Annotated in this window: 22 protein-coding genes; 10 read left to right on the top strand and 12 right to left on the bottom strand. The window is 63.9% G+C overall.

All coding sequences use genetic code 11. From position 1 onward, the window contains the following. The first annotated feature begins 16 nt into the window (after positions 1 to 16). From ftsY to rpoH, 4 genes are all read left to right on the top strand, one after another. On the top strand, positions 17 to 1,516 hold the full coding sequence (gene ftsY / locus ACMGGG_RS22660; RefSeq protein ID WP_414154467.1) for a signal recognition particle-docking protein FtsY: 1,500 nt from the start codon (positions 17 to 19) through the stop codon (positions 1,514 to 1,516). Continuing rightward, positions 1,513 to 2,184: a cell division ATP-binding protein FtsE gene (gene ftsE / locus ACMGGG_RS22655; RefSeq protein ID WP_011531723.1), complete on the top strand. Its 672-nt coding sequence runs from the start codon at positions 1,513 to 1,515 to the stop codon at positions 2,182 to 2,184. The genes ftsY and ftsE overlap by 4 nt, the downstream gene beginning before the upstream one ends. After that, entirely contained in the window at positions 2,181 to 3,206 is a 1,026-nt protein-coding gene (ftsX, locus tag ACMGGG_RS22650) for a permease-like cell division protein FtsX (RefSeq protein WP_063541629.1), read from the top strand. Before ftsE ends, ftsX begins: the two co-directional genes overlap by 4 nt. Before the next feature lie 111 nt (positions 3,207 to 3,317). Next, positions 3,318 to 4,172 carry an RNA polymerase sigma factor RpoH gene (gene rpoH, locus ACMGGG_RS22645; protein ID WP_063541627.1) on the top strand — a complete coding sequence of 285 codons (855 nt, stop codon included), beginning with the start codon at positions 3,318 to 3,320 and terminating at the stop codon, positions 4,170 to 4,172. Between the two features lie 78 nt (positions 4,173 to 4,250). Here the strand turns inward: rpoH and mtgA are convergent, their stop codons facing one another. After that, positions 4,251 to 4,961, bottom strand: coding sequence for a monofunctional biosynthetic peptidoglycan transglycosylase (mtgA, locus tag ACMGGG_RS22640; protein WP_414154466.1), 711 nt, complete (start codon positions 4,959 to 4,961; stop codon positions 4,251 to 4,253). A gap of 64 nt (positions 4,962 to 5,025) precedes the next feature. Here mtgA and ACMGGG_RS22635 point away from each other — a divergent pair, with 64 nt between their 5' ends. The 4 genes from ACMGGG_RS22635 to trmB all read left to right on the top strand — a co-directional run bounded on the left by ACMGGG_RS22635 (position 5,026) and on the right by trmB (position 7,280). After that, positions 5,026 to 5,397, top strand: a complete 372-nt coding sequence (locus ACMGGG_RS22635) for a DUF423 domain-containing protein (protein WP_054891165.1) — start codon at positions 5,026 to 5,028, stop codon at positions 5,395 to 5,397. A gap of 102 nt (positions 5,398 to 5,499) precedes the next feature. Beyond that, a complete protein-coding gene (thiS, locus tag ACMGGG_RS22630; RefSeq protein WP_054891258.1) occupies positions 5,500 to 5,700 on the top strand; it encodes a sulfur carrier protein ThiS in 201 nt (66 codons plus the stop codon). Positions 5,701 to 5,753: 53 nt separating this feature from the next. Further along, positions 5,754 to 6,548 (top strand): thiazole synthase, encoded by a 795-nt coding sequence (locus ACMGGG_RS22625; RefSeq protein WP_414154465.1) that lies wholly within the window; start codon positions 5,754 to 5,756, stop codon positions 6,546 to 6,548. A 9-nt stretch (positions 6,549 to 6,557) separates the two neighbouring features. Further along, positions 6,558 to 7,280: a tRNA (guanosine(46)-N7)-methyltransferase TrmB gene (gene trmB, locus ACMGGG_RS22620; RefSeq protein ID WP_414154464.1), complete on the top strand. Its 723-nt coding sequence runs from the start codon at positions 6,558 to 6,560 to the stop codon at positions 7,278 to 7,280. 55 nt (positions 7,281 to 7,335) lie between these two features. Here the strand turns inward: trmB and ACMGGG_RS22615 are convergent, their stop codons facing one another. The 9 genes from ACMGGG_RS22615 to ACMGGG_RS22575 form a co-directional block, all read right to left on the bottom strand. Next, positions 7,336 to 7,662 (bottom strand): DUF3392 family protein, encoded by a 327-nt coding sequence (locus ACMGGG_RS22615; protein ID WP_054891168.1) that lies wholly within the window; start codon positions 7,660 to 7,662, stop codon positions 7,336 to 7,338. 9 nt (positions 7,663 to 7,671) lie between these two features. Continuing rightward, entirely contained in the window at positions 7,672 to 8,850 is a 1,179-nt protein-coding gene (gene hemW / locus ACMGGG_RS22610) for a radical SAM family heme chaperone HemW (protein ID WP_125931184.1), read from the bottom strand. Continuing rightward, a complete protein-coding gene (rdgB, locus tag ACMGGG_RS22605) occupies positions 8,847 to 9,443 on the bottom strand; it encodes an RdgB/HAM1 family non-canonical purine NTP pyrophosphatase (RefSeq protein ID WP_054891170.1) in 597 nt (198 codons plus the stop codon). Before rdgB ends, hemW begins: the two co-directional genes overlap by 4 nt. After that, the gene (locus ACMGGG_RS22600; protein ID WP_063541623.1) at positions 9,440 to 9,874 is read right to left on the bottom strand and encodes a DUF4426 domain-containing protein; all 435 of its coding nucleotides are present in this window, start codon (positions 9,872 to 9,874) and stop codon (positions 9,440 to 9,442) included. Before ACMGGG_RS22600 ends, rdgB begins: the two co-directional genes overlap by 4 nt. Positions 9,875 to 9,898: 24 nt before the next feature. Next, positions 9,899 to 10,519: a methionine biosynthesis protein MetW gene (gene metW, locus ACMGGG_RS22595; RefSeq protein WP_063541621.1), complete on the bottom strand. Its 621-nt coding sequence runs from the start codon at positions 10,517 to 10,519 to the stop codon at positions 9,899 to 9,901. Between the two features lie 7 nt (positions 10,520 to 10,526). Beyond that, on the bottom strand, positions 10,527 to 11,666 hold the full coding sequence (gene metX / locus ACMGGG_RS22590) for a homoserine O-succinyltransferase MetX (protein WP_054891173.1): 1,140 nt from the start codon (positions 11,664 to 11,666) through the stop codon (positions 10,527 to 10,529). An 88-nt stretch (positions 11,667 to 11,754) separates the two neighbouring features. Next, positions 11,755 to 12,345: a YggT family protein gene (locus ACMGGG_RS22585; RefSeq protein WP_054891174.1), complete on the bottom strand. Its 591-nt coding sequence runs from the start codon at positions 12,343 to 12,345 to the stop codon at positions 11,755 to 11,757. A 10-nt stretch (positions 12,346 to 12,355) separates the two neighbouring features. Next, positions 12,356 to 13,174 (bottom strand): pyrroline-5-carboxylate reductase, encoded by an 819-nt coding sequence (proC, locus tag ACMGGG_RS22580; RefSeq protein ID WP_414154463.1) that lies wholly within the window; start codon positions 13,172 to 13,174, stop codon positions 12,356 to 12,358. A gap of 38 nt (positions 13,175 to 13,212) precedes the next feature. Continuing rightward, on the bottom strand, positions 13,213 to 13,899 hold the full coding sequence (locus ACMGGG_RS22575) for a YggS family pyridoxal phosphate-dependent enzyme (protein WP_414154462.1): 687 nt from the start codon (positions 13,897 to 13,899) through the stop codon (positions 13,213 to 13,215). A 65-nt stretch (positions 13,900 to 13,964) separates the two neighbouring features. On the opposite strand from ACMGGG_RS22575, the gene ACMGGG_RS22570 reads away from it, so the two are divergent. Then, a complete protein-coding gene (locus ACMGGG_RS22570; protein WP_112899421.1) occupies positions 13,965 to 14,966 on the top strand; it encodes a type IV pilus twitching motility protein PilT in 1,002 nt (333 codons plus the stop codon). 56 nt (positions 14,967 to 15,022) lie between these two features. Here ACMGGG_RS22570 and ACMGGG_RS22565 read toward each other — a convergent pair whose 3' ends face one another. Then, a complete protein-coding gene (locus tag ACMGGG_RS22565; protein ID WP_054891178.1) occupies positions 15,023 to 15,655 on the bottom strand; it encodes a C40 family peptidase in 633 nt (210 codons plus the stop codon). Positions 15,656 to 15,823: 168 nt separating this feature from the next. Between ACMGGG_RS22565 and ACMGGG_RS22560 the strand changes: the two genes are divergently transcribed. After that, on the top strand, positions 15,824 to 16,243 hold the full coding sequence (locus ACMGGG_RS22560) for an NINE protein (RefSeq protein WP_063541615.1): 420 nt from the start codon (positions 15,824 to 15,826) through the stop codon (positions 16,241 to 16,243). Between the two features lie 47 nt (positions 16,244 to 16,290). Here ACMGGG_RS22560 and ACMGGG_RS22555 read toward each other — a convergent pair whose 3' ends face one another. Next, positions 16,291 to 16,989, bottom strand: coding sequence for an SPOR domain-containing protein (locus ACMGGG_RS22555; protein WP_063541613.1), 699 nt, complete (start codon positions 16,987 to 16,989; stop codon positions 16,291 to 16,293). Position 16,990: the final 1 nt, after the last annotated feature.

The raw sequence follows: 16,990 nt of genomic DNA, 5'->3' as shown, positions 1-16,990 counted from the left end.
GAGATAGCCGTCTTCCATGTTTGGTTCCAACGACGACAAGAAAGCGCCGGCCGAGGCCGGTGAAAAGAAAGGCCTGTTCGGCTGGTTTCGCAAGAAGCCGCAGCAACCTGTCGCCGAACAGCCGCAAGCCCCCGAGCAGCCCGTTAACGAGCCGGTAGCGCCAGCCACGCCCGTCGAGCAGGCCGTTGTCGCTCCGCTCGAGCCGGTTGCCGCCGATGCGCCGGTTGTGCCAGATGAAGTGCCGCCGTCGGTAGAAGCACCCCAGGCCATACCTGCGCAGCCCGTCGAGGTCGAAATCCCGGCTCCGGTGGCTGAGGCCCCGGTGGCTGCGCCGGTCAGCAATCTGGTATTGCCTGTCGCCGAGGAGCCCGTGGCGCTGGTCCCTGACCTGGAACCGAGCGAACCGCCAGTCATTCCCGAGCGCCCTGTCGCGAGCCCTGAGCCTGTGGCAGCGGTTGTCGTCGAGCCTGAGCCGGTAGTTGTCACGCCCGTGGCCGAGGCGCCTGCGCCTGCACCGGTGGAGCACCAGCCCGAGCCTGCCCTTGTCGAGCCAGAACCCGTGGTTGCCGCTACCGAGCAGTCCAAGCCCGGCTTCTTCGCCCGCCTCAAGCAGGGCCTGTCCAAGACCAGTGCCAGCATTGGCGAAGGCATGGCCAGCCTGTTCCTGGGCAAGAAGGTCATCGACGACGACCTGCTCGACGAGATCGAGACTCGCCTGCTCACTGCCGACGTAGGCGTCGAGGCCACTTCGCTGATCGTCCAGAATCTCACACAGAAGGTTGCCCGCAAGCAGTTGGCAGACGCCGATGCACTGTACAAGTCGCTGCAGGAAGAGTTGGCCGCGCTGCTGCGTCCGGTCGAGCAGCCTCTGAAGATCGAAGCCCAGAGCAAGCCCTATGTGATCCTTGTCGTCGGCGTGAACGGCGCAGGCAAGACCACTACCATCGGCAAGCTGGCCAAGAAGCTGCAACTCGAAGGCAAGAAGGTCATGCTCGCTGCCGGCGATACGTTCCGTGCGGCTGCGGTAGAGCAGTTGCAGGTCTGGGGGGAGCGCAACCAGATCCCGGTGATCGCCCAGCACACCGGCGCCGATTCGGCCTCGGTGATCTTCGATGCCGTGCAGGCCGCCAAGGCCCGTGGCGCCGACGTGCTGATCGCCGACACCGCCGGACGTCTGCACACCAAGGACAACCTGATGGAAGAGCTGAAGAAGGTCCGTCGGGTCATCGGCAAGCTCGACGCTGACGCGCCGCACGAGGTCCTGCTGGTGCTGGACGCGGGCACCGGACAGAACGCCATCAGCCAGGCCAAGTACTTCAACCAGAGCGTCGAGCTGACCGGCCTGGCCCTGACCAAGCTGGACGGCACTGCCAAGGGCGGTGTGATCTTCGCCCTGGCCAAGCAGTTCAACCTGCCGATCCGCTTCATCGGGGTCGGCGAGGGTATCGACGATCTGCGCACCTTCGAGGCCGAACCCTTCGTCAAAGCCCTGTTTGCCGAGCGTGAGCACCCATGATCCGATTCGAGCAGGTCGCCAAGCGCTACCCCAATGGCCATGTCGGCCTGCATGAGCTGAGTTTCCGGGCACGTCGGGGCGAATTCCTGTTCGTCACCGGCCACTCCGGCGCGGGCAAGAGCACCTTGCTGCGCCTGCTGCTGGCGATGGAGCGCCCGACCAGCGGCAAGCTGCTGCTGGCCGGCCAGGACCTGGGTCAGATCAGCAATGCGCAGATCCCGTTCCTGCGCCGCCAGATCGGCGTGGTGTTCCAGAACCACCAACTGCTGTTCGATCGCACCGTGTTCAACAACATCGCATTGCCGCTGCAGATCCTCGGGCTGTCCAAGGCAGAGATCGCCAAGCGCGTGGATTCGGCGCTGGAGCGCGTGTCGCTGTCGGACAAGGGCGAGCTGTTCCCCGCTGACCTGTCGACCGGGCAGCAGCAGCGCGTGGGCATCGCCCGTGCCATCGTCCACCAGCCGGCGCTGCTGCTGGCGGACGAACCCACCGGTAACCTCGACCCGCGGCTGGCCGCAGAGATCATGGGCGTGTTCGAAGACATCAACCGCCTGGGCACCACGGTGCTGATCGCCAGCCACGACCTGGCGCTGATCGCGCGCATGCGTCACCGCATGCTGACGCTTCAGCGCGGACGACTGATCGGCGATGGGGAGGCCGGACAATGAGCACTACGCGTACGCCAAAGGTCTCCGAGCGCGTTGCGCCCAAGGCCGCCGACCCGAAGCCGGAAAAACAGCGCGGCGGCCATGATGACGATGGTCCGGATTTCCGCACCCTGCTGAACGCCTGGCTGGAAAGCCATCGCGCCAGCCTCGCCGACAGCCTTCGCCGCCTGGGCAAGCAGCCAATCGGCAGCTTCTTCACCTGTCTGGTGATGGCGGTGGCACTGAGCATGCCCATGGGTCTGTCGCTGCTGCTGAAGAACGTCGAGAAGCTTGGGGGTTCCTGGCAGCGCGCAGCGCAGATTTCGCTTTATCTCAAGCTCGATGCGGGTAGCAAGGAAGGAGAAGCGCTGCGCGATGAGATCAAGGGCATGCCCGGCGTGGCCGAGGCGACCTACGTCAGCCGCGAGCAGGCACTGCAGGAGTTCCAGCAGCAATCCGGCCTGGGCGAGGCCTTGCGCGAGTTGCCGGACAACCCGCTGCCGGGTGTGGTGGTGGTGACGCCGACCGAAGTCGACAAGCCGGCGCTCGAAGCCTTGCGTCAGCGCCTGTCGGAATTGCCGCGGGTCGAAGTGGCTCAGTTGGATCTGGTCTGGGTCGAGCGCCTGGCGGCGATCCTCAAGTTGGGTGACCGTTTTGTCTTCGGCCTGGCGGTCATGCTGATTTCCGCGCTGCTTTTGGTAATTGGTAACACAATTCGGCTGCACATCGAGAACCGCCGTGTCGAGATCGAAGTGATCAAGCTGGTCGGCGGTACCGACAGCTACGTGCGGCGCCCTTTCCTCTACATGGGAGCCTTGTACGGCCTGGGTGCGGGCGTGTTGGCGTGGGGCATCCTGGCGTTTGGCCTGAACTGGCTGAACGACGCGGTCGTCGGGCTTTCCGGGCTGTACAACAGTGACTTCGCCCTGGGCGGGGTACCGGGGTCCGATGGTCTGTCACTCTTGATTGGTGCGGTGCTCTTGGGGTATATCGGTGCTTGGATTGCGGTCGCTCGCCACCTGAACGAGCTTGCACCGCGATAATGCTTTCTTGCCAGCATTGACTTTTTTTCATCCAGGAACTTCTTTCATGGTTCCGGAGTCAATGATGGCAGTGCCCACAAGGCACGAGTCCAGTGAGTCGGAGGTACTTGAATGACCACTTCGTTGCAACCTGCCTATGCCCTGGTGCCCGGTGCGAACCTGGAAGCCTACGTGCACACGGTCAACAGCATTCCGCTGCTGACGGTCGAGCAGGAGCGTGAACTGGCCGAGCGTCTCTATTATGAGCAGGATCTTGAGGCCGCTCGGCAAATGGTGATGGCCCACCTGCGTTTCGTCGTACATATCGCCCGCAGCTATGCTGGCTACGGGTTGGCCCAGGCTGACCTGATCCAGGAAGGCAACGTCGGCCTGATGAAGGCGGTCAAGCGCTTCAACCCCGAGATGGGCGTGCGCCTGGTGTCCTTCGCCGTGCACTGGATCAAGGCAGAGATCCACGAGTTCATCCTGCGTAACTGGCGTATCGTCAAGGTCGCCACCACCAAGGCGCAACGCAAGCTGTTCTTCAATCTGCGCAGCCAGAAGAAGCGTCTGGCCTGGCTTAATAACGATGAAGTGCACCGTGTCGCCGAAAGCCTGGGCGTCGAGCCTCGGGAAGTGCGCGAGATGGAAAGCCGCCTGAGCGGTCAGGACATGGCCTTCGATCCGGCAGCCGATGCCGACGACGACAGCGCCTTCCAGTCGCCTGCGCACTACCTTGAGGATCACCGCTACGATCCTGCCATGCAGCTCGAGGATGCCGATTGGAACGACAACTCCAACAGCAACCTGCACGAAGCACTCAGTGGCCTGGATGAGCGCAGCCGCGACATTCTCTATCAGCGCTGGCTGGCCGAGGAAAAGGCCACGCTGCACGAGCTGGCAGAGAAGTACAGTGTATCGGCCGAGCGGATTCGTCAGCTCGAGAAGAACGCGATGAGCAAGGTCAAGGCACTGATCACGATCTGATCGGCGCCCTGACTGAAAAGCCGCCTGTCCCTCGCGGGGCAGGCGGCTTTTTGTTGGTCGCATGGGACTGCAAGCGCATCAAGGCTTGCGTGCGCTCTCCAACTGCATCAGGTAACTGGTTCCCCCGAGCTGGCTCATCTGCCGTCGAATCCATCCCGCTCGGCTGGCGACATAGGTGCTCGGGCGGCTGGCACTCCACTTGATCGGGCTGGGCAGCACTGCAGCGAGCTGGCTGGCCTGTTGGCGAGTGAGGCGACTGGCATCGACGCCGAAGTGATAGCGCGCCGCTGCCTGGGCGCCGAATACGCCCGGACCCCATTCGGCGCTGTTGAGGTAGACCTCGAGGATCCGCTCCTTCGACCAGAACAGCTCCATCAGGCCAGTGAACCAGGCTTCGAGACCTTTGCGAAACCAGCTGCGCCCCGACCACAGGAACAGGTTCTTCGCCACTTGCTGGGAGAGCGTGCTGGCGCCGCGGATACTGCCGCCGCGCTCGTTATGTGCCAGTGCGGCTTGGATCGCGGGAATATCGAAACCCCAGTGGTTGGCGAAGTGCTGGTCTTCGCCCGCGATAACGGCCACCTTGAGCTCGTCGGAGATCTCGTCCCAGGGCGTCCAGTCGCGCTGCAGGTCGATCGGCTCGCCGCTTAACCAGGACTGCACCTTGCGTTCGACCATCAACGCAGTGCCCGGTGGTGGCACCCAGCGCAGCACGAGCACCAGCACGATGCTGCCGGCGGCGAACCAGAGCAGTGCGCGGGCGAGACGGCGGATCAGGGATGACAGCATGTCGATAGCTTGGCCGGACCGATGGAACCGGCCATTATACAGACCCCTCTCGAGGAGTCGTCCCATGCTTCGCAGCTTCCTGATGCTCGCCGCGTTCTTTGGCTTTACGGGTGTGGCCCTGGGTGCCTTTGCCGCACACGGCCTGAAGAACCGTCTTACCGCCGATTACCTGGCGATCTTCCACACCGGCGTCACTTATCAACTGGTCCACGCCCTGGCGATCCTGGCGGTCGCGCTGCTTTCGGTACACTTGCCGGGGCGTCTGGTCGGCTGGGCGGGCGGGCTGTTCGCAGTCGGTATCCTGCTGTTCTCCGGCAGCCTTTACGTGCTGACCCTCACCGGGTTGGGCAAGCTTGGCATCATCACCCCCATCGGCGGCCTGTGCTTCCTCGCCGGCTGGCTGTGCCTGGGGCTGGCAGCCTGGCGCCTGGGCTGACCAGGCGGTCGGGAATCGCGACTAATGGCGTGTGTCGCCCTTGGGTTGCAAGGCTGATCGGGGCTAGAATGCGGGCCCCAATGAACGATGGTGGCCGTGCGCATGCGCATTCAACTGAACGGTGAACCTTACGAACTGCCTGCGGGCGAGAGCGTCGCGGCCCTGCTGGGCCGGCTGGAGCTGGTCGGGCGTCGTGTGGCGGTGGAGCTGAACCTGGACATCGTGCCGCGCAGCCAGCACGAAAGCACCCTGTTGAACGAGGGTGACCAGGTCGAAGTGGTCCACGCCATCGGTGGCGGCTGACGCTTCTGCCGTGCCCCACCCGCAAGTCCCGCAACCTTTCCAGAGGAACAACGATGAGCAACGTTCGTAGCGACAAGCCCTTCACCCTGGCCGGACGCACTTTCCAGTCGCGCCTGCTGGTCGGCACCGGCAAGTACCGTGACATGGAAGAAACCCGCCTGGCCATCGAAGCCTCGGGTGCCGAAATTGTCACCGTCGCCGTGCGCCGCACCAACCTCGGCCAGAACCCGGGCGAGCCGAACCTGCTCGATGTGCTGCCGCCGGACCGCTACACCATCCTGCCGAACACCGCCGGTTGCTATGACGCCGTCGAAGCCGTGCGCACCTGCCGCCTGGCCCGTGAGCTGCTCGATGGCCACAACCTGGTGAAGCTGGAAGTGCTGGCCGACCAGAAGACTCTGTTCCCCAACGTGATCGAAACCCTCAAGGCTGCCGAAGTGCTGGTCAAGGACGGTTTCGACGTGATGGTCTACACCAGCGACGATCCGATCATCGCCCGTCAACTGGCCGAAGCCGGCTGTATCGCCGTGATGCCGCTGGCGGGCCTGATCGGTACCGGGCTCGGGATCTGCAACCCCTACAACCTGCAGATCATCCTGGAAGAGTCCAACGTGCCGGTACTGGTCGACGCCGGTGTAGGCACCGCCTCCGACGCCACCATTGCCATGGAAATGGGTTGCGAAGCCGTGCTGATGAACTCCGCTATCGCGCACGCCCAGCAGCCGGTGCTGATGGCCGAAGCGATGAAGCACGCCATCGTCGCCGGTCGCATGGCCTATCTGGCCGGGCGTATGCCGAAGAAACTCTATGCCAGCGCCTCGTCGCCGCTGGATGGTCTGATCAAGTAAGAGCCCCTGATGACTGAATCGCAAGAAACGCCGATCACCGCTGAAGGCGAAGAGCGCCCGCACCGCCGCATCAAGAGTTTCGTGATGCGCGCAGGCCGCATGACTGAAGGCCAGCAACGTGGCCTCGATCAGGGTGGCCCGCAGTTTATCCTGCCCCTGGCCGACAGCCCGGTGGATTATGACCAGGTGTTCGGCCGCTCGGCGCCGCGCACGCTGGAGATCGGCTTCGGCATGGGGCACTCCCTGCTGGAGATGGCCGCTGCTTCGCCTGAGCTGGACTTCATTGGCGTGGAAGTGCACCGCCCGGGTGTTGGCGCGCTGCTCAACGGCGTGCTGACCCAAGGTCTGAAGAACCTGCGGGTGTACGACTGCGACGCCATCGAGGTGCTCAACCGTTGCGTGGCCGACAACAGCCTCGATCGCCTGATGCTGTTCTTCCCCGATCCTTGGCACAAGGCGCGCCATCACAAGCGCCGCATCGTCCAGCCCGAGTTCGCCGAGCTGGTACGGCGCAAACTCAAGGTCGGCGGTGTGTTCCACATGGCCACCGACTGGGAGCCCTATGCCGAGCACATGCTGGACGTGATGAAGGTCGCGCCCGGCTACCGTAACCAGGCGGCTGACGGCGCTTACGTGCCGCGGCCTGAAGAGCGGCCGATCACCAAGTTCGAGCGTCGCGGCGAGCGGCTCGGGCATGGCGTCTGGGATTTGAAGTTCGAGAAGCTGGACTGATCGAAAAAACGCCCTGAGAAGGGCGTTTTTCATTTGGCTGGCCTGTACGCGTGGGTTAACCGCGACGATCCGCCACCACGCCGATGAGCACCAGCACCACCAGCAGCACCGGCGCCAGCGCATAGTTGTTGAATTGCGCCAGCGCCTTCACCACCCAGGGCGTGGCATAGATCAGCGCCGCGCCACTGCCGATCATCACCAGCAGCGCCATGAAAGGCACGCGCAGGGCGCCAGCTAGGCCACCCAGGCGCTGGTCGACCCAACCTTTGAGGTCGGTGCCGAACAACACCAGCAAGCACCCCACGAGCGCCAGCGAAATTTCTGACAGGTTGCTGCGGCTCCAGCGGGAAACGGTCGAGAGCAGGTCAAGTACCAGGTCCATGGGTCATCCTTAATTCAAGAAGTACTGCAGCAGGTCGTTGAGGAACAACTGGCCCCGCGGTGTCGCCGCCAGTCGATCGGGTTCGACCTGCAGAAGGCCCTTTTGTTCGGCTGCACGGCGCGCTTCTGCCAATTGTGCCAGTGGCAGGCCGGTGCGTCGGGTGAACAGCTCGGCCTCCACGCCATCGGTCAGGCGCAGGGCATTCATCAGGAATTCGAACGGCAGCTCATCGGCGGGCAGCAGCTTCTCGCCGGCTTTGAAGGGCTTCGCCGGGTTGAGGTAGTCCTTGGGCAGGCGGGTCTTCCAGGTGCGCAGGATACGCCCGTCCGGGAACGACAGCTTGCCATGCGCCCCCGCGCCGATGCCGATGAAGTCGCCAAAGCGCCAGTAGTTGAGATTATGCCGTGCAGCGCGTCCTGGCTGGGCGTAGGCCGAAACTTCGTACTGGTGGTAGCCATGTTCGGCCATCAACGCTTGGCCGGCTTCCTGGATGTCCCAGAGGATGTCGTCCTCGGGCAGCTCGGGCGGCTGGTTCCAGAATACGGTGTTCGGTTCCAGGGTGAGCTGGTACCACGACAAGTGCGTAGGCGCGAGTGCGATGGCCTGGCGCAGGTCACCCAGCGCCTCGTCCAGCGACTGGTCCGGCAGGCCGTGCATCAAGTCCAGGTTGAAGTTGTCGAAACCTGCTGCGCGGGCCATGTCTGCGGCGCGCACGGCCTCATCGCCGTTGTGGATGCGCCCGAGCTTTTCCAGCTTGGCTGGCTGGAAGCTCTGCACACCGATGGACAGGCGGTTGATGCCGGTCTGGCGGTAGGCCTTGAACTTGTCCTGCTCGAAGGTGCCGGGGTTGGCTTCGAGGGTGATCTCGATGTCCGGGGCGAACGGGATCCGTTGCTCGATGCCTTGCAGCAGGCGCCCCAGCGAGGCGGCACTGAACAGGCTTGGCGTGCCGCCGCCGAAGAAGATCGTGCTGATCGGGCGGCCCTGCACCGCAGGCAGTTCCTGGTCCAGGTCGGCGAGCAGGGCGTCGATGTAGTCGTCTTCGGGCAGCGTCGGGCCGGCCTGGTGCGAGTTGAAGTCGCAATAAGGGCACTTGCGCACGCACCAGGGGATGTGGATGTACAGCGACAGCGGCGGGCGCTCTGGAAGGATCAGGCCCGCCGGCTGAAGGGACGGCTGTTCGGTCATGCCAGGCCCAGACGCTGACGCAGCAAGGCCATGGCGCGGGCGCGATGGCTGAGCTGGTTCTTCTCGAGCGGTGCGAGGTCGGCGCTGGAGCAGTTGCGCTCCGGTACCCAGAACAGTGGGTCGTAGCCGAAGCCATGGTCGCCGCTGGCCTCGAACAGGATGCGACCGTGCCACAGGCCTTCGCAGAGGATCGGCAGAGGATCGTCGGCATGGCGCACCAGGGCCAGGACGCAGACGAACTGCGCGCCGCGCTGCTCCTCGGGCACGTCCTTCAGGGCATCGAGCAGCTTGGCGTTGTTCGCCGCATCACCCTTGCCGTCGGCGTAGCGAGCCGAGTAGATGCCCGGTGCGCCGCCCAGGAAGTCCACCGCCAGGCCCGAGTCGTCGGCCAGTGCCGGCAGACCGGAGAGGCGCGCGGCGTTGCGGGCCTTGAGAATGGCGTTCTCGACGAACGACAGGCCGGTCTCCTCCGGCTCGACCTGGCTGAATTCGCCGATCGAGCGCAGTTGCACGGAGCCGCCAAGCATGGCCTGGAGCTCTTTCAGTTTGCCGGCATTGTGGCTGGCCAATACGAGTTGCTGGAAATTCATCATTCGCCTGGGAACACTTCCTGGTTGAAGCTGAGTGTGTGGCTGAGGCCGCCGGTTTCGATATTGAGGTCGAAGGTCAGGGTTTCAGCCTGTGCGATCTTGAACTGGGCGATGTAGTACACCGCACCTTGGTCGGTGATCTGCCTGAACGACAGCGGGCTGCTGCGGCCGGTGAGGTCCTTGACCGTGCCGCTGACCACCGCCGTGCCAGGCTTGCCGGCCTTGAGCACAGCGATGTTGAGCACGCCCTGATTCTTGCTGCGGACAAGGCCGGTGGCTGCGGCGATGTCCGGCTGCAGCATGCTCGAGGTGAAGGCGCTGTAGTGCACCGTGACGTCGCCGAAGTCCTGCTTGCGCTCGGGACGGGCGGCGTCGGCAGCCAGCACTGGCCAGGCCAGGCACAGGCTGATCAGCAAGAGAGCGAGACGACGCATGGTGCCATTCCTCCGATAGGTGGATCAGACCGCGACCTGGTGCTCCTGCAGCCCAGGACTGCTGACCCGATAGATGCCGATCTCTCCCAGAAGATTAGGCCAAAGCCGACCGCCCCACCCGTTGCGGTGACGGTTGTCGACGGCCAGGCGATCGAGCACCTTGGCATTGCGCTCGTGGCACAGGTTCTCGAAGTCTTCGAAGGTGCAGAAGTGGATGTTCGGGGTGTTGTACCAGGTGTAGGGCATGAAGTCCGACACCGGCATGCGTCCTTTGGTGGCCAGGTACCAACGGCAGCGCCAGTGGCCGAAATTGGGGAAGGTGATGATGCACTGGCGGCCTACCCGCAGCATCTCGTCGAGAATGCGGTCGGGGTATTCCACGGCCTGCAGGGCCTGGGTCATGACCACGACGTCGAAGCTGTTGCTGGCAAAGTTGCCCAGGCCCTTGTCCAGGTCTTGCTCGATGACGTTGACGCCCTTGTTTACGCACTCGGCGATGTTGTCGGCGTCGATCTCCAGGCCATAGCCGGTGACGTTCTTGCGATCACGCAGCGAGGCCAGCAGTTCGCCATTGCCGCAGCCCAGGTCGAGTACCCGGCTGCCGGCGGGGATCCAGTCGTGGATGATTTCCAGGTCGGCTCTCATGCGGTCCTCAGAGGGTGATGCGGTTCATGTAGTTCGCGAAACCCTGCATGTAGCGCGGGGTCGGGATGAGGAAGGCGTCGTGGCCGTAGGGCGAGTCGATGTCCAGGTAGCAGACGTTCTTGCGCGCAGCCATCAGGGCATCGACGATCTCTCGCGAGCGTGCTGGCGAGAAACGCCAGTCGGTGGTGAACGACATGATGCAGTAATGCGCGGTGACATGCGCCAGCGTGGCGGCCAGGTCGCCATCGTGGGCGGCAGCCGGGTCGAAGTAGTCCAGCGCCTTGGTCATCAGCAGGTAGGTGTTGGCATCGAAGCGCCCCGAAAACTCCTCGCCCTGGTAGCGCAGGTAGCTCTCGACCTGGAACTCGACGCTGTGGAAGTCGTAGTTGAGCTTGTCGCTCTTGAGCTCCCGGCCGAATTTCTCGCCCATCGAGTCGTCCGACAGGTAGGTGATGTGCCCGACCATGCGCGCCAGCATCAGCCCGCGCTTGGGGATCACGCCCTGGTCCTGGAACGAACCGCCGTGGAACTCGGGGTCGGTGAGGATGGCCTGGCGTGCCACTTCGTTGAAGGCGATGTTCTGGGCCGACAGCTTGGGCGCCGAGGCGATGTCCACGCAGTGGCGCACGCGATCGGGGTAGGTGATGGTCCACTGCAGCGCCTGCATGCCGCCCAGGCTACCGCCGACGATGGCGGCCCAGGTCTGGATGCCGAGGCGATCGGCCAGGCGGGCCTGGCTGTGTACCCAGTCTTCCACGGTCAGGACCGGGAAGTCCGCGCCATAGGGCTTGCCGGTAGCCGGGTTGAGGCTGCTCGGGCCGGTGCTGCCATTGCAGCCGCCGAGGTTGTTCAGGCTGACCACGAAGAAGCGGTTGGTGTCGATCGGCTTGCCCGGGCCGATGCAGCTGTCCCACCAGCCCGGCTTGCGGTCGGTGGCAGCGTGGTAGCCGGCGGCGTGGTGGTGACCGGACAGTGCGTGGCAGATCAGCACGGCATTGCTGGCGCTGGCGTTGAGCTGGCCATAGGTTTCGTAGATGAGTTCGTACGAGGCCAGCGCGCGGCCACAGGCCAGGGCCAGCGGTTCATCGAACCGGGCGATCTGGGGGGTTACCAGACCGACGGAATCTTCGGGAAAGACAGTGGACATCGACCCTGCTCACGCTTGACGGAAGCGTAAGTCTAAAGAGCGCTACCCCCAGCGGCAAGCAAAGGCTGCCGCTGGATGACGCGGTGGTTCAGATCATTCGCCACAGCTGTTCCGGCATGCCGGCATAGGCAGCCAGTTGTGGCATCAGGAACGACTGGATCACCTGGATGGCGATGAAGGCGAAGATCGGCGAAATGTCCATGCCGCCGAGGTTGGGCACCAGGCGGCGGAACGGCGCCAGCACTGGCTCGCTGATCTGGTAGGCCAGTTCGGCGGCGGGGTTGTGGCTGTTCGGCGCGACCCACGAGACGATCACCATGACGATCATCGCGACCCAGAAAATCTTCAGGAACAGCGAGGTGATGCCGAGAATCGCCCACATCAGCAGGTGCAGGATGTCGCCGAAGGTGCCGTAGGTGACCATCAGCACGAAGGCCATCAGCAGCGCCTGGATCACGATCGCCAGCAGCAGCGAAGAGGTGTCCAGGCCAGCGATGCTGGGAATGACCCGGCGGATTGGCTTGAGCAGCGGTTGGGTGGCGCGCACGGCGAACTGGCTCAGCGGGTTGTAGAAGTCGGCCTTGACCAGTTGCAGCACGAAGCGCAGCAAGACGATCACCAGGTACAGGCTGACCAGGGTTTGCACCACGAAGATCGCGGCGTCGGACAGTGCATTCATCGACAGCTCCTTATTTGCCCAATTGTTCGGCCAGCTCGGCGGAGCGCGTGGCCGCAGCCTGCAGCGCCTGCTCGACGATGGCCTCGAAACCGTTGGCCTGGAACGACTTGATCGCCGCTTCGGTCGTGCCGGCGGGCGAGGTGACGCGGCGGCGCAGTTCGGCGGCATCGACATCGCTGGCAACCGCCATGTGCGCGGCGCCCAGGGCAGTCTGCAGGGTCAGTTGCGAGGCGGTTTCACGCGGCAGGCCGAGCTTCTCGCCGGCAGCGGTCATGGCCTCGATCAGCAGGAAGAAATACGCCGGGCCGCTGCCGGAGACCGCGGTCACGGCGTCCAGCTGCTGCTCCTGTTCCAGCCACAGGGCGGTGCCGACCGCAGTCAGCAGTTGCTCCGCCTGCTGGCGTTGTTCGCCGGAGACCTGAGCGGTGGCGTACAAGCCGCTGGCACCTTGGCGCAGCAGCGATGGCGTGTTGGGCATGCAGCGCACCACCGGGATTTCGCCCAGCCAGCTCTGCAGGCTCTGGCAGGTGATGCCGGCAGCGATGGAGACCACCAGTTGGCCCGGCGCCAGGGTTGGTTTCAGGGTCTCGCACACGACTTTCATGACCTGTGGCTTGACCGCCAGCACGATCACGTCCACGCCATCGATGGCCTGGGCGTTGCTTTCGAAGGTTTCGATGCCGTGCTCGGCCTTGATCCGGGCGCGGGTCTCGGCACCCGGGTCGCTGGCGCGGATCTGCGCGGCGTCCAGGCCCTGGGCGCGCAGGCCGCCGATCAGGCTGGCGGCCATGTTGCCGGCGCCGATGAAGGCAATACGAGTCTTGCTCATGTCAGGTCCTTGAAGGAGAGAGTGAGTAAAGCATGGAATCAGGGCTGGCCGTAGTCGCGGGCGCCGAACAGGGCGGTGCCGATACGGACCCAGGTCGCACCCTGGGCGATGGCCGCTTCCAGGTCGTGGCTCATGCCCATGGACAGCGTCTCCAGGCCAAGGCCCAGGTTTTCCTGTAACTGGCGCAGGCGGGCGAAGGCGGCCTCCTGGGTAGCGCGGTCGTCGCTGGGCTCGGGAATCGCCATGAGCCCGCGCAGACGCAGGTTGGGCAGTTCGGCCACGGCCTGGGCCAGTGCCGGCAGATCGGCCGGGGTGCAGCCCGATTTGCTGTCTTCGCCGCTGACGTTCACCTGCAGGCAGACGTTCAGCGCTGGCAGGCCGCTGGGGCGCTGCTCGCTCAGGCGTTGGGCGATTTTCAGGCGATCCACGCTGTGTACCCAGTCGAAGTGTTCGGCAATGGCCTTGGTCTTGTTCGACTGGATGGGGCCGATGAAGTGCCAGATCAAGGGCAGGTCACGCAATTCATCTTGCTTGGCCAGGGCTTCCTGCAGGTAGTTCTCGCCGACGTCGCGTACGCCAGCGGCGTGGATTTCGCGAATGGCGGTGGCGGGCTTGGTCTTGCTCACGGCCAGCAGGTGTACGCTGGCGGTGTCGCGTCCAGCGGCTCGGGCCGCGTTGTCGATGCGTTCGCTGATAGCGCGAAGGTTGTCTGCTAGGGTGGACATGGATCGATGCCGGCAGCTCAGTGGTGTGCGGCATTCTACCTGCTTGATGGCCTTTGGGGAGTCTCATGGATGTGACCGACCTGTTGGCCCGGGCCGTGGCAGCGGGGGCTTCGGACCTGCACCTGGCTGCGGGCGAGGCGCCGCTGTGGCGCCTGGATGGCGAATTGCAGCGCCTGGCTTTGCCTGCCTTGCAAAGCGAAATGATCGAGAAAGGCTTGGCGCCCTGGCTCGAAGCTGATCAGCGGCGCCTGTGGCCGGCGGCTGAGGAAATCGATCTGGCCCTTGATCTGCCTGGGCTTGGCCGTTTTCGTCTGAACCTGTACCGGCAGTATCGGGGGTTGGCCGCAAGCCTGCGACTGATACCTGCACAGGTGCCAACGGTCGAAGAACTCGACCTCATGGAAGTGTATCGAGTCATTGCCCAGTGCCGTGATGGCCTGGTGCTGGTGGGTGGTCCGACCGGCAGTGGCAAGTCCAGCACACTGGCTGCGTTGATCGCGCAGCTTGATCGTGAGCGCTCAAACCACATCCTCACCTTGGAAGATCCGGTCGAATTCGTGCACCGCGCCGAGCGCTGCCTGATCACTCAGCGCGAGATCGGTCGCCACAGTCGCGATTTTGCCCAAGGGTTGCGCAGTGCCCTGCGCCAGGATCCGGATGTGATCATGATCGGGGAATTGCGTGACCTGGAGACCATTCGTCTGGCGCTGCGAGCGGCGCAGACCGGGCATCTGGTGCTGGCTACGGTGCATACGCGAACAGCGGCGAGCAGCATCGATCGCCTGGTGGACGTGTTCGCCGCCGAAGAGAAGCCGCTGGTGCGCGCCATGTTGGCCGAGTCGTTGCGTCTGGTGGTGGCGCAGGTGCTGGTGCGTCGAGTAGGCGGCGGTCGTGTGGCGGCGCGGGAGGTATTGGTGGCGACGCCAGCGGTGCGCAACCTGATTCGCGAAGGGCGGATGGCGCAGTTGCAGTCGGTGATGCAGACCGGCACGGCGCAGGGGATGGTGACGATGGAAGGGGCGATGCAGGCTTTGATGAAGCGCGGAGTGATCGACGGGGCAGGGTGAAACCGCTGACCTCTTCGTGGGTTTGCCCGCGAAGAGGCCAGCGAGAGAAACCTACATCAACGCTTGGCCAGCCGCAGCGCCTCCTGCTCCTTGGGCAGCACGCGCTTGGCAACCACATAATGCTTCTGCCAGTACGGCTTCTCGAGGCTGTCGATGCTCACCCGCTTGCCGGTGCGCGGCGCGTGGATGAAGCGGTCGTTGCCCAGGTAGATGGCAACGTGATTGACCCGACGGCTCTTGATGTTGAAGAAGATCAGGTCGCCGGGCTTGAGGTCATCCCGCGCCACTTTCACGCCATGCCCTTGGGCCATGGCGTTCGAGGTGCGTGGCAGATCGACGTCGGCGACATCGTTGAAGGCGTACTTGACCAGGCCGCTGCAGTCGAAGCCCTTGCCAGGCGTGCTACCGCCCCAGCGGTAAGGCGTGCCGAGCACGTTGACGGCACGGCTGAGTACTTCGCTGCTCTGCTTGGGCGACATCGCCGCCACTTTCAGCGCGTGGTTCTTCGCGGCATTTGCCGGACGCGCACGCAGGCTGACCTGCTTGGCGGGGGTGCGTTTCACGGAAACATCGGCGTTGGAGGTGTAGCCAGTGAATCCGTTGGGGAGTCGTTGCTCACGGTTGGTGGCGTGGGCGGCCAGGGGTAACAATAGGCAGAGGGTCAGCCATGTCTTGAAGAAAGGCGGCATAGTTGAAGCTCTTTATGGATGTTTATAGATGTTGGCGCGCAACTTTATAACAGCTTTTTGATCAAAATCTGATCCGTTGGTCGTGTGGCTGGGTACCATACGTCGGGGCAAAACGAAAAAGTCACATTTTTCGTTAGAAAATTTTCGGCTATCCCACGAGGGTTTTGAATGAATACGTATCAACAGGGTGCGCCGCTTCATGACACGCACAGCAAGGTCATCGGGTACCTGCTGTGGATCTTCGGCTTCACCGGCTCGCACCGTTTCTACTACGGCAAGCCGATCACCGGGACGATCTGGTTCTGCACGCTGGGCTTGCTGGGTATCGGCTGGCTGATCGACCTGTTCCTGATCCCGTCCATGGACCGCGAGGCTGACCTGCGGTTCCAGCCAGGGCCGGTGAACTACAGCGTGGCGTGGGTGCTGCTGACGTTCCTGGGTATTTTCGGCATTCACAGGCTTTACCAGGGCAAGTGGATCAGCGCACTGATCTACCTGTTTACCGGCGGCCTGTTCCTGATTGGCGTGCTGTATGACTTCTGGACCCTCAACACCCAGGTGTCCGAGGTCAATGGCAGGCAGCGCTGACTCCGTCAGAAAAAAGGCCTTGTCGCAGTGCGGCAAGGCCTTTTTCGTTACTGGCGGGTCTGTCGCTGCTGCAGCAGCAGGTTGCTGAAACCTGCTCCGGCCAGCTGCTTCTGTGCCACGGTCAGTTGTTCACGGTTGCTGAACGGACCGACCAGTACGCGGTACCAGGTTTCTTCCTTCACCGTACCCGATTCCACCTTGACCACCTGGCCGAGCAGGATGATCTGCGCACGTACCTTGTCGGCATCGGCTTCCTTGCGGAACGAACCGGCCTGGAGGAAGAACTGCGTGGTCGCTGCAGGCTTGATCACTGGGGGAGCCGGTGGCGGCGTCTGCCCCGACAGCGCAGCCTGGGCGCGGGCCGTGTCGATTTTCGCGGCTTCGGCAGGAGTGACCGGCGTGACCGGCTGGGCCGGCACGGGCGGCGTCTTCTCCGGCACCGCTTCAGGCGGCACGATCACTTCCGACTCTGGCAGCAGGGTGTAGAAGTCGTACTTGGGCTTGATCGGCTGCGGCGTGGTCGGCGTGGTGCCTTTGGCCGCCTCGGCGACCTTGGCGGGCTTCTGCTGTTCAGGCTTGGCACGCTTGATGTCATCGCCGCCGGGCTCGAGCTTCATCAGGAAGACGATGAATGCACCTACGGTCAGGCCGACCGCCAGCCACACCCAGCCCGGGATCGGCTGTTTGGCGGGTGGCTGGTGACGGCTGGCGCCGCGCTTGGGCGCGGGTTTTTTCTTGGCAGCCAAC

It is taken from the genome of Pseudomonas sp. BNK-44-b, from assembly GCF_047456245.1.
Lineage (GTDB): Bacteria > Pseudomonadota > Gammaproteobacteria > Pseudomonadales > Pseudomonadaceae > Aquipseudomonas > Aquipseudomonas machongensis.
The sequence above is the reverse complement of the archived record's forward strand: the minus strand, read 5'-3'. Positions and strand labels throughout refer to the sequence as shown.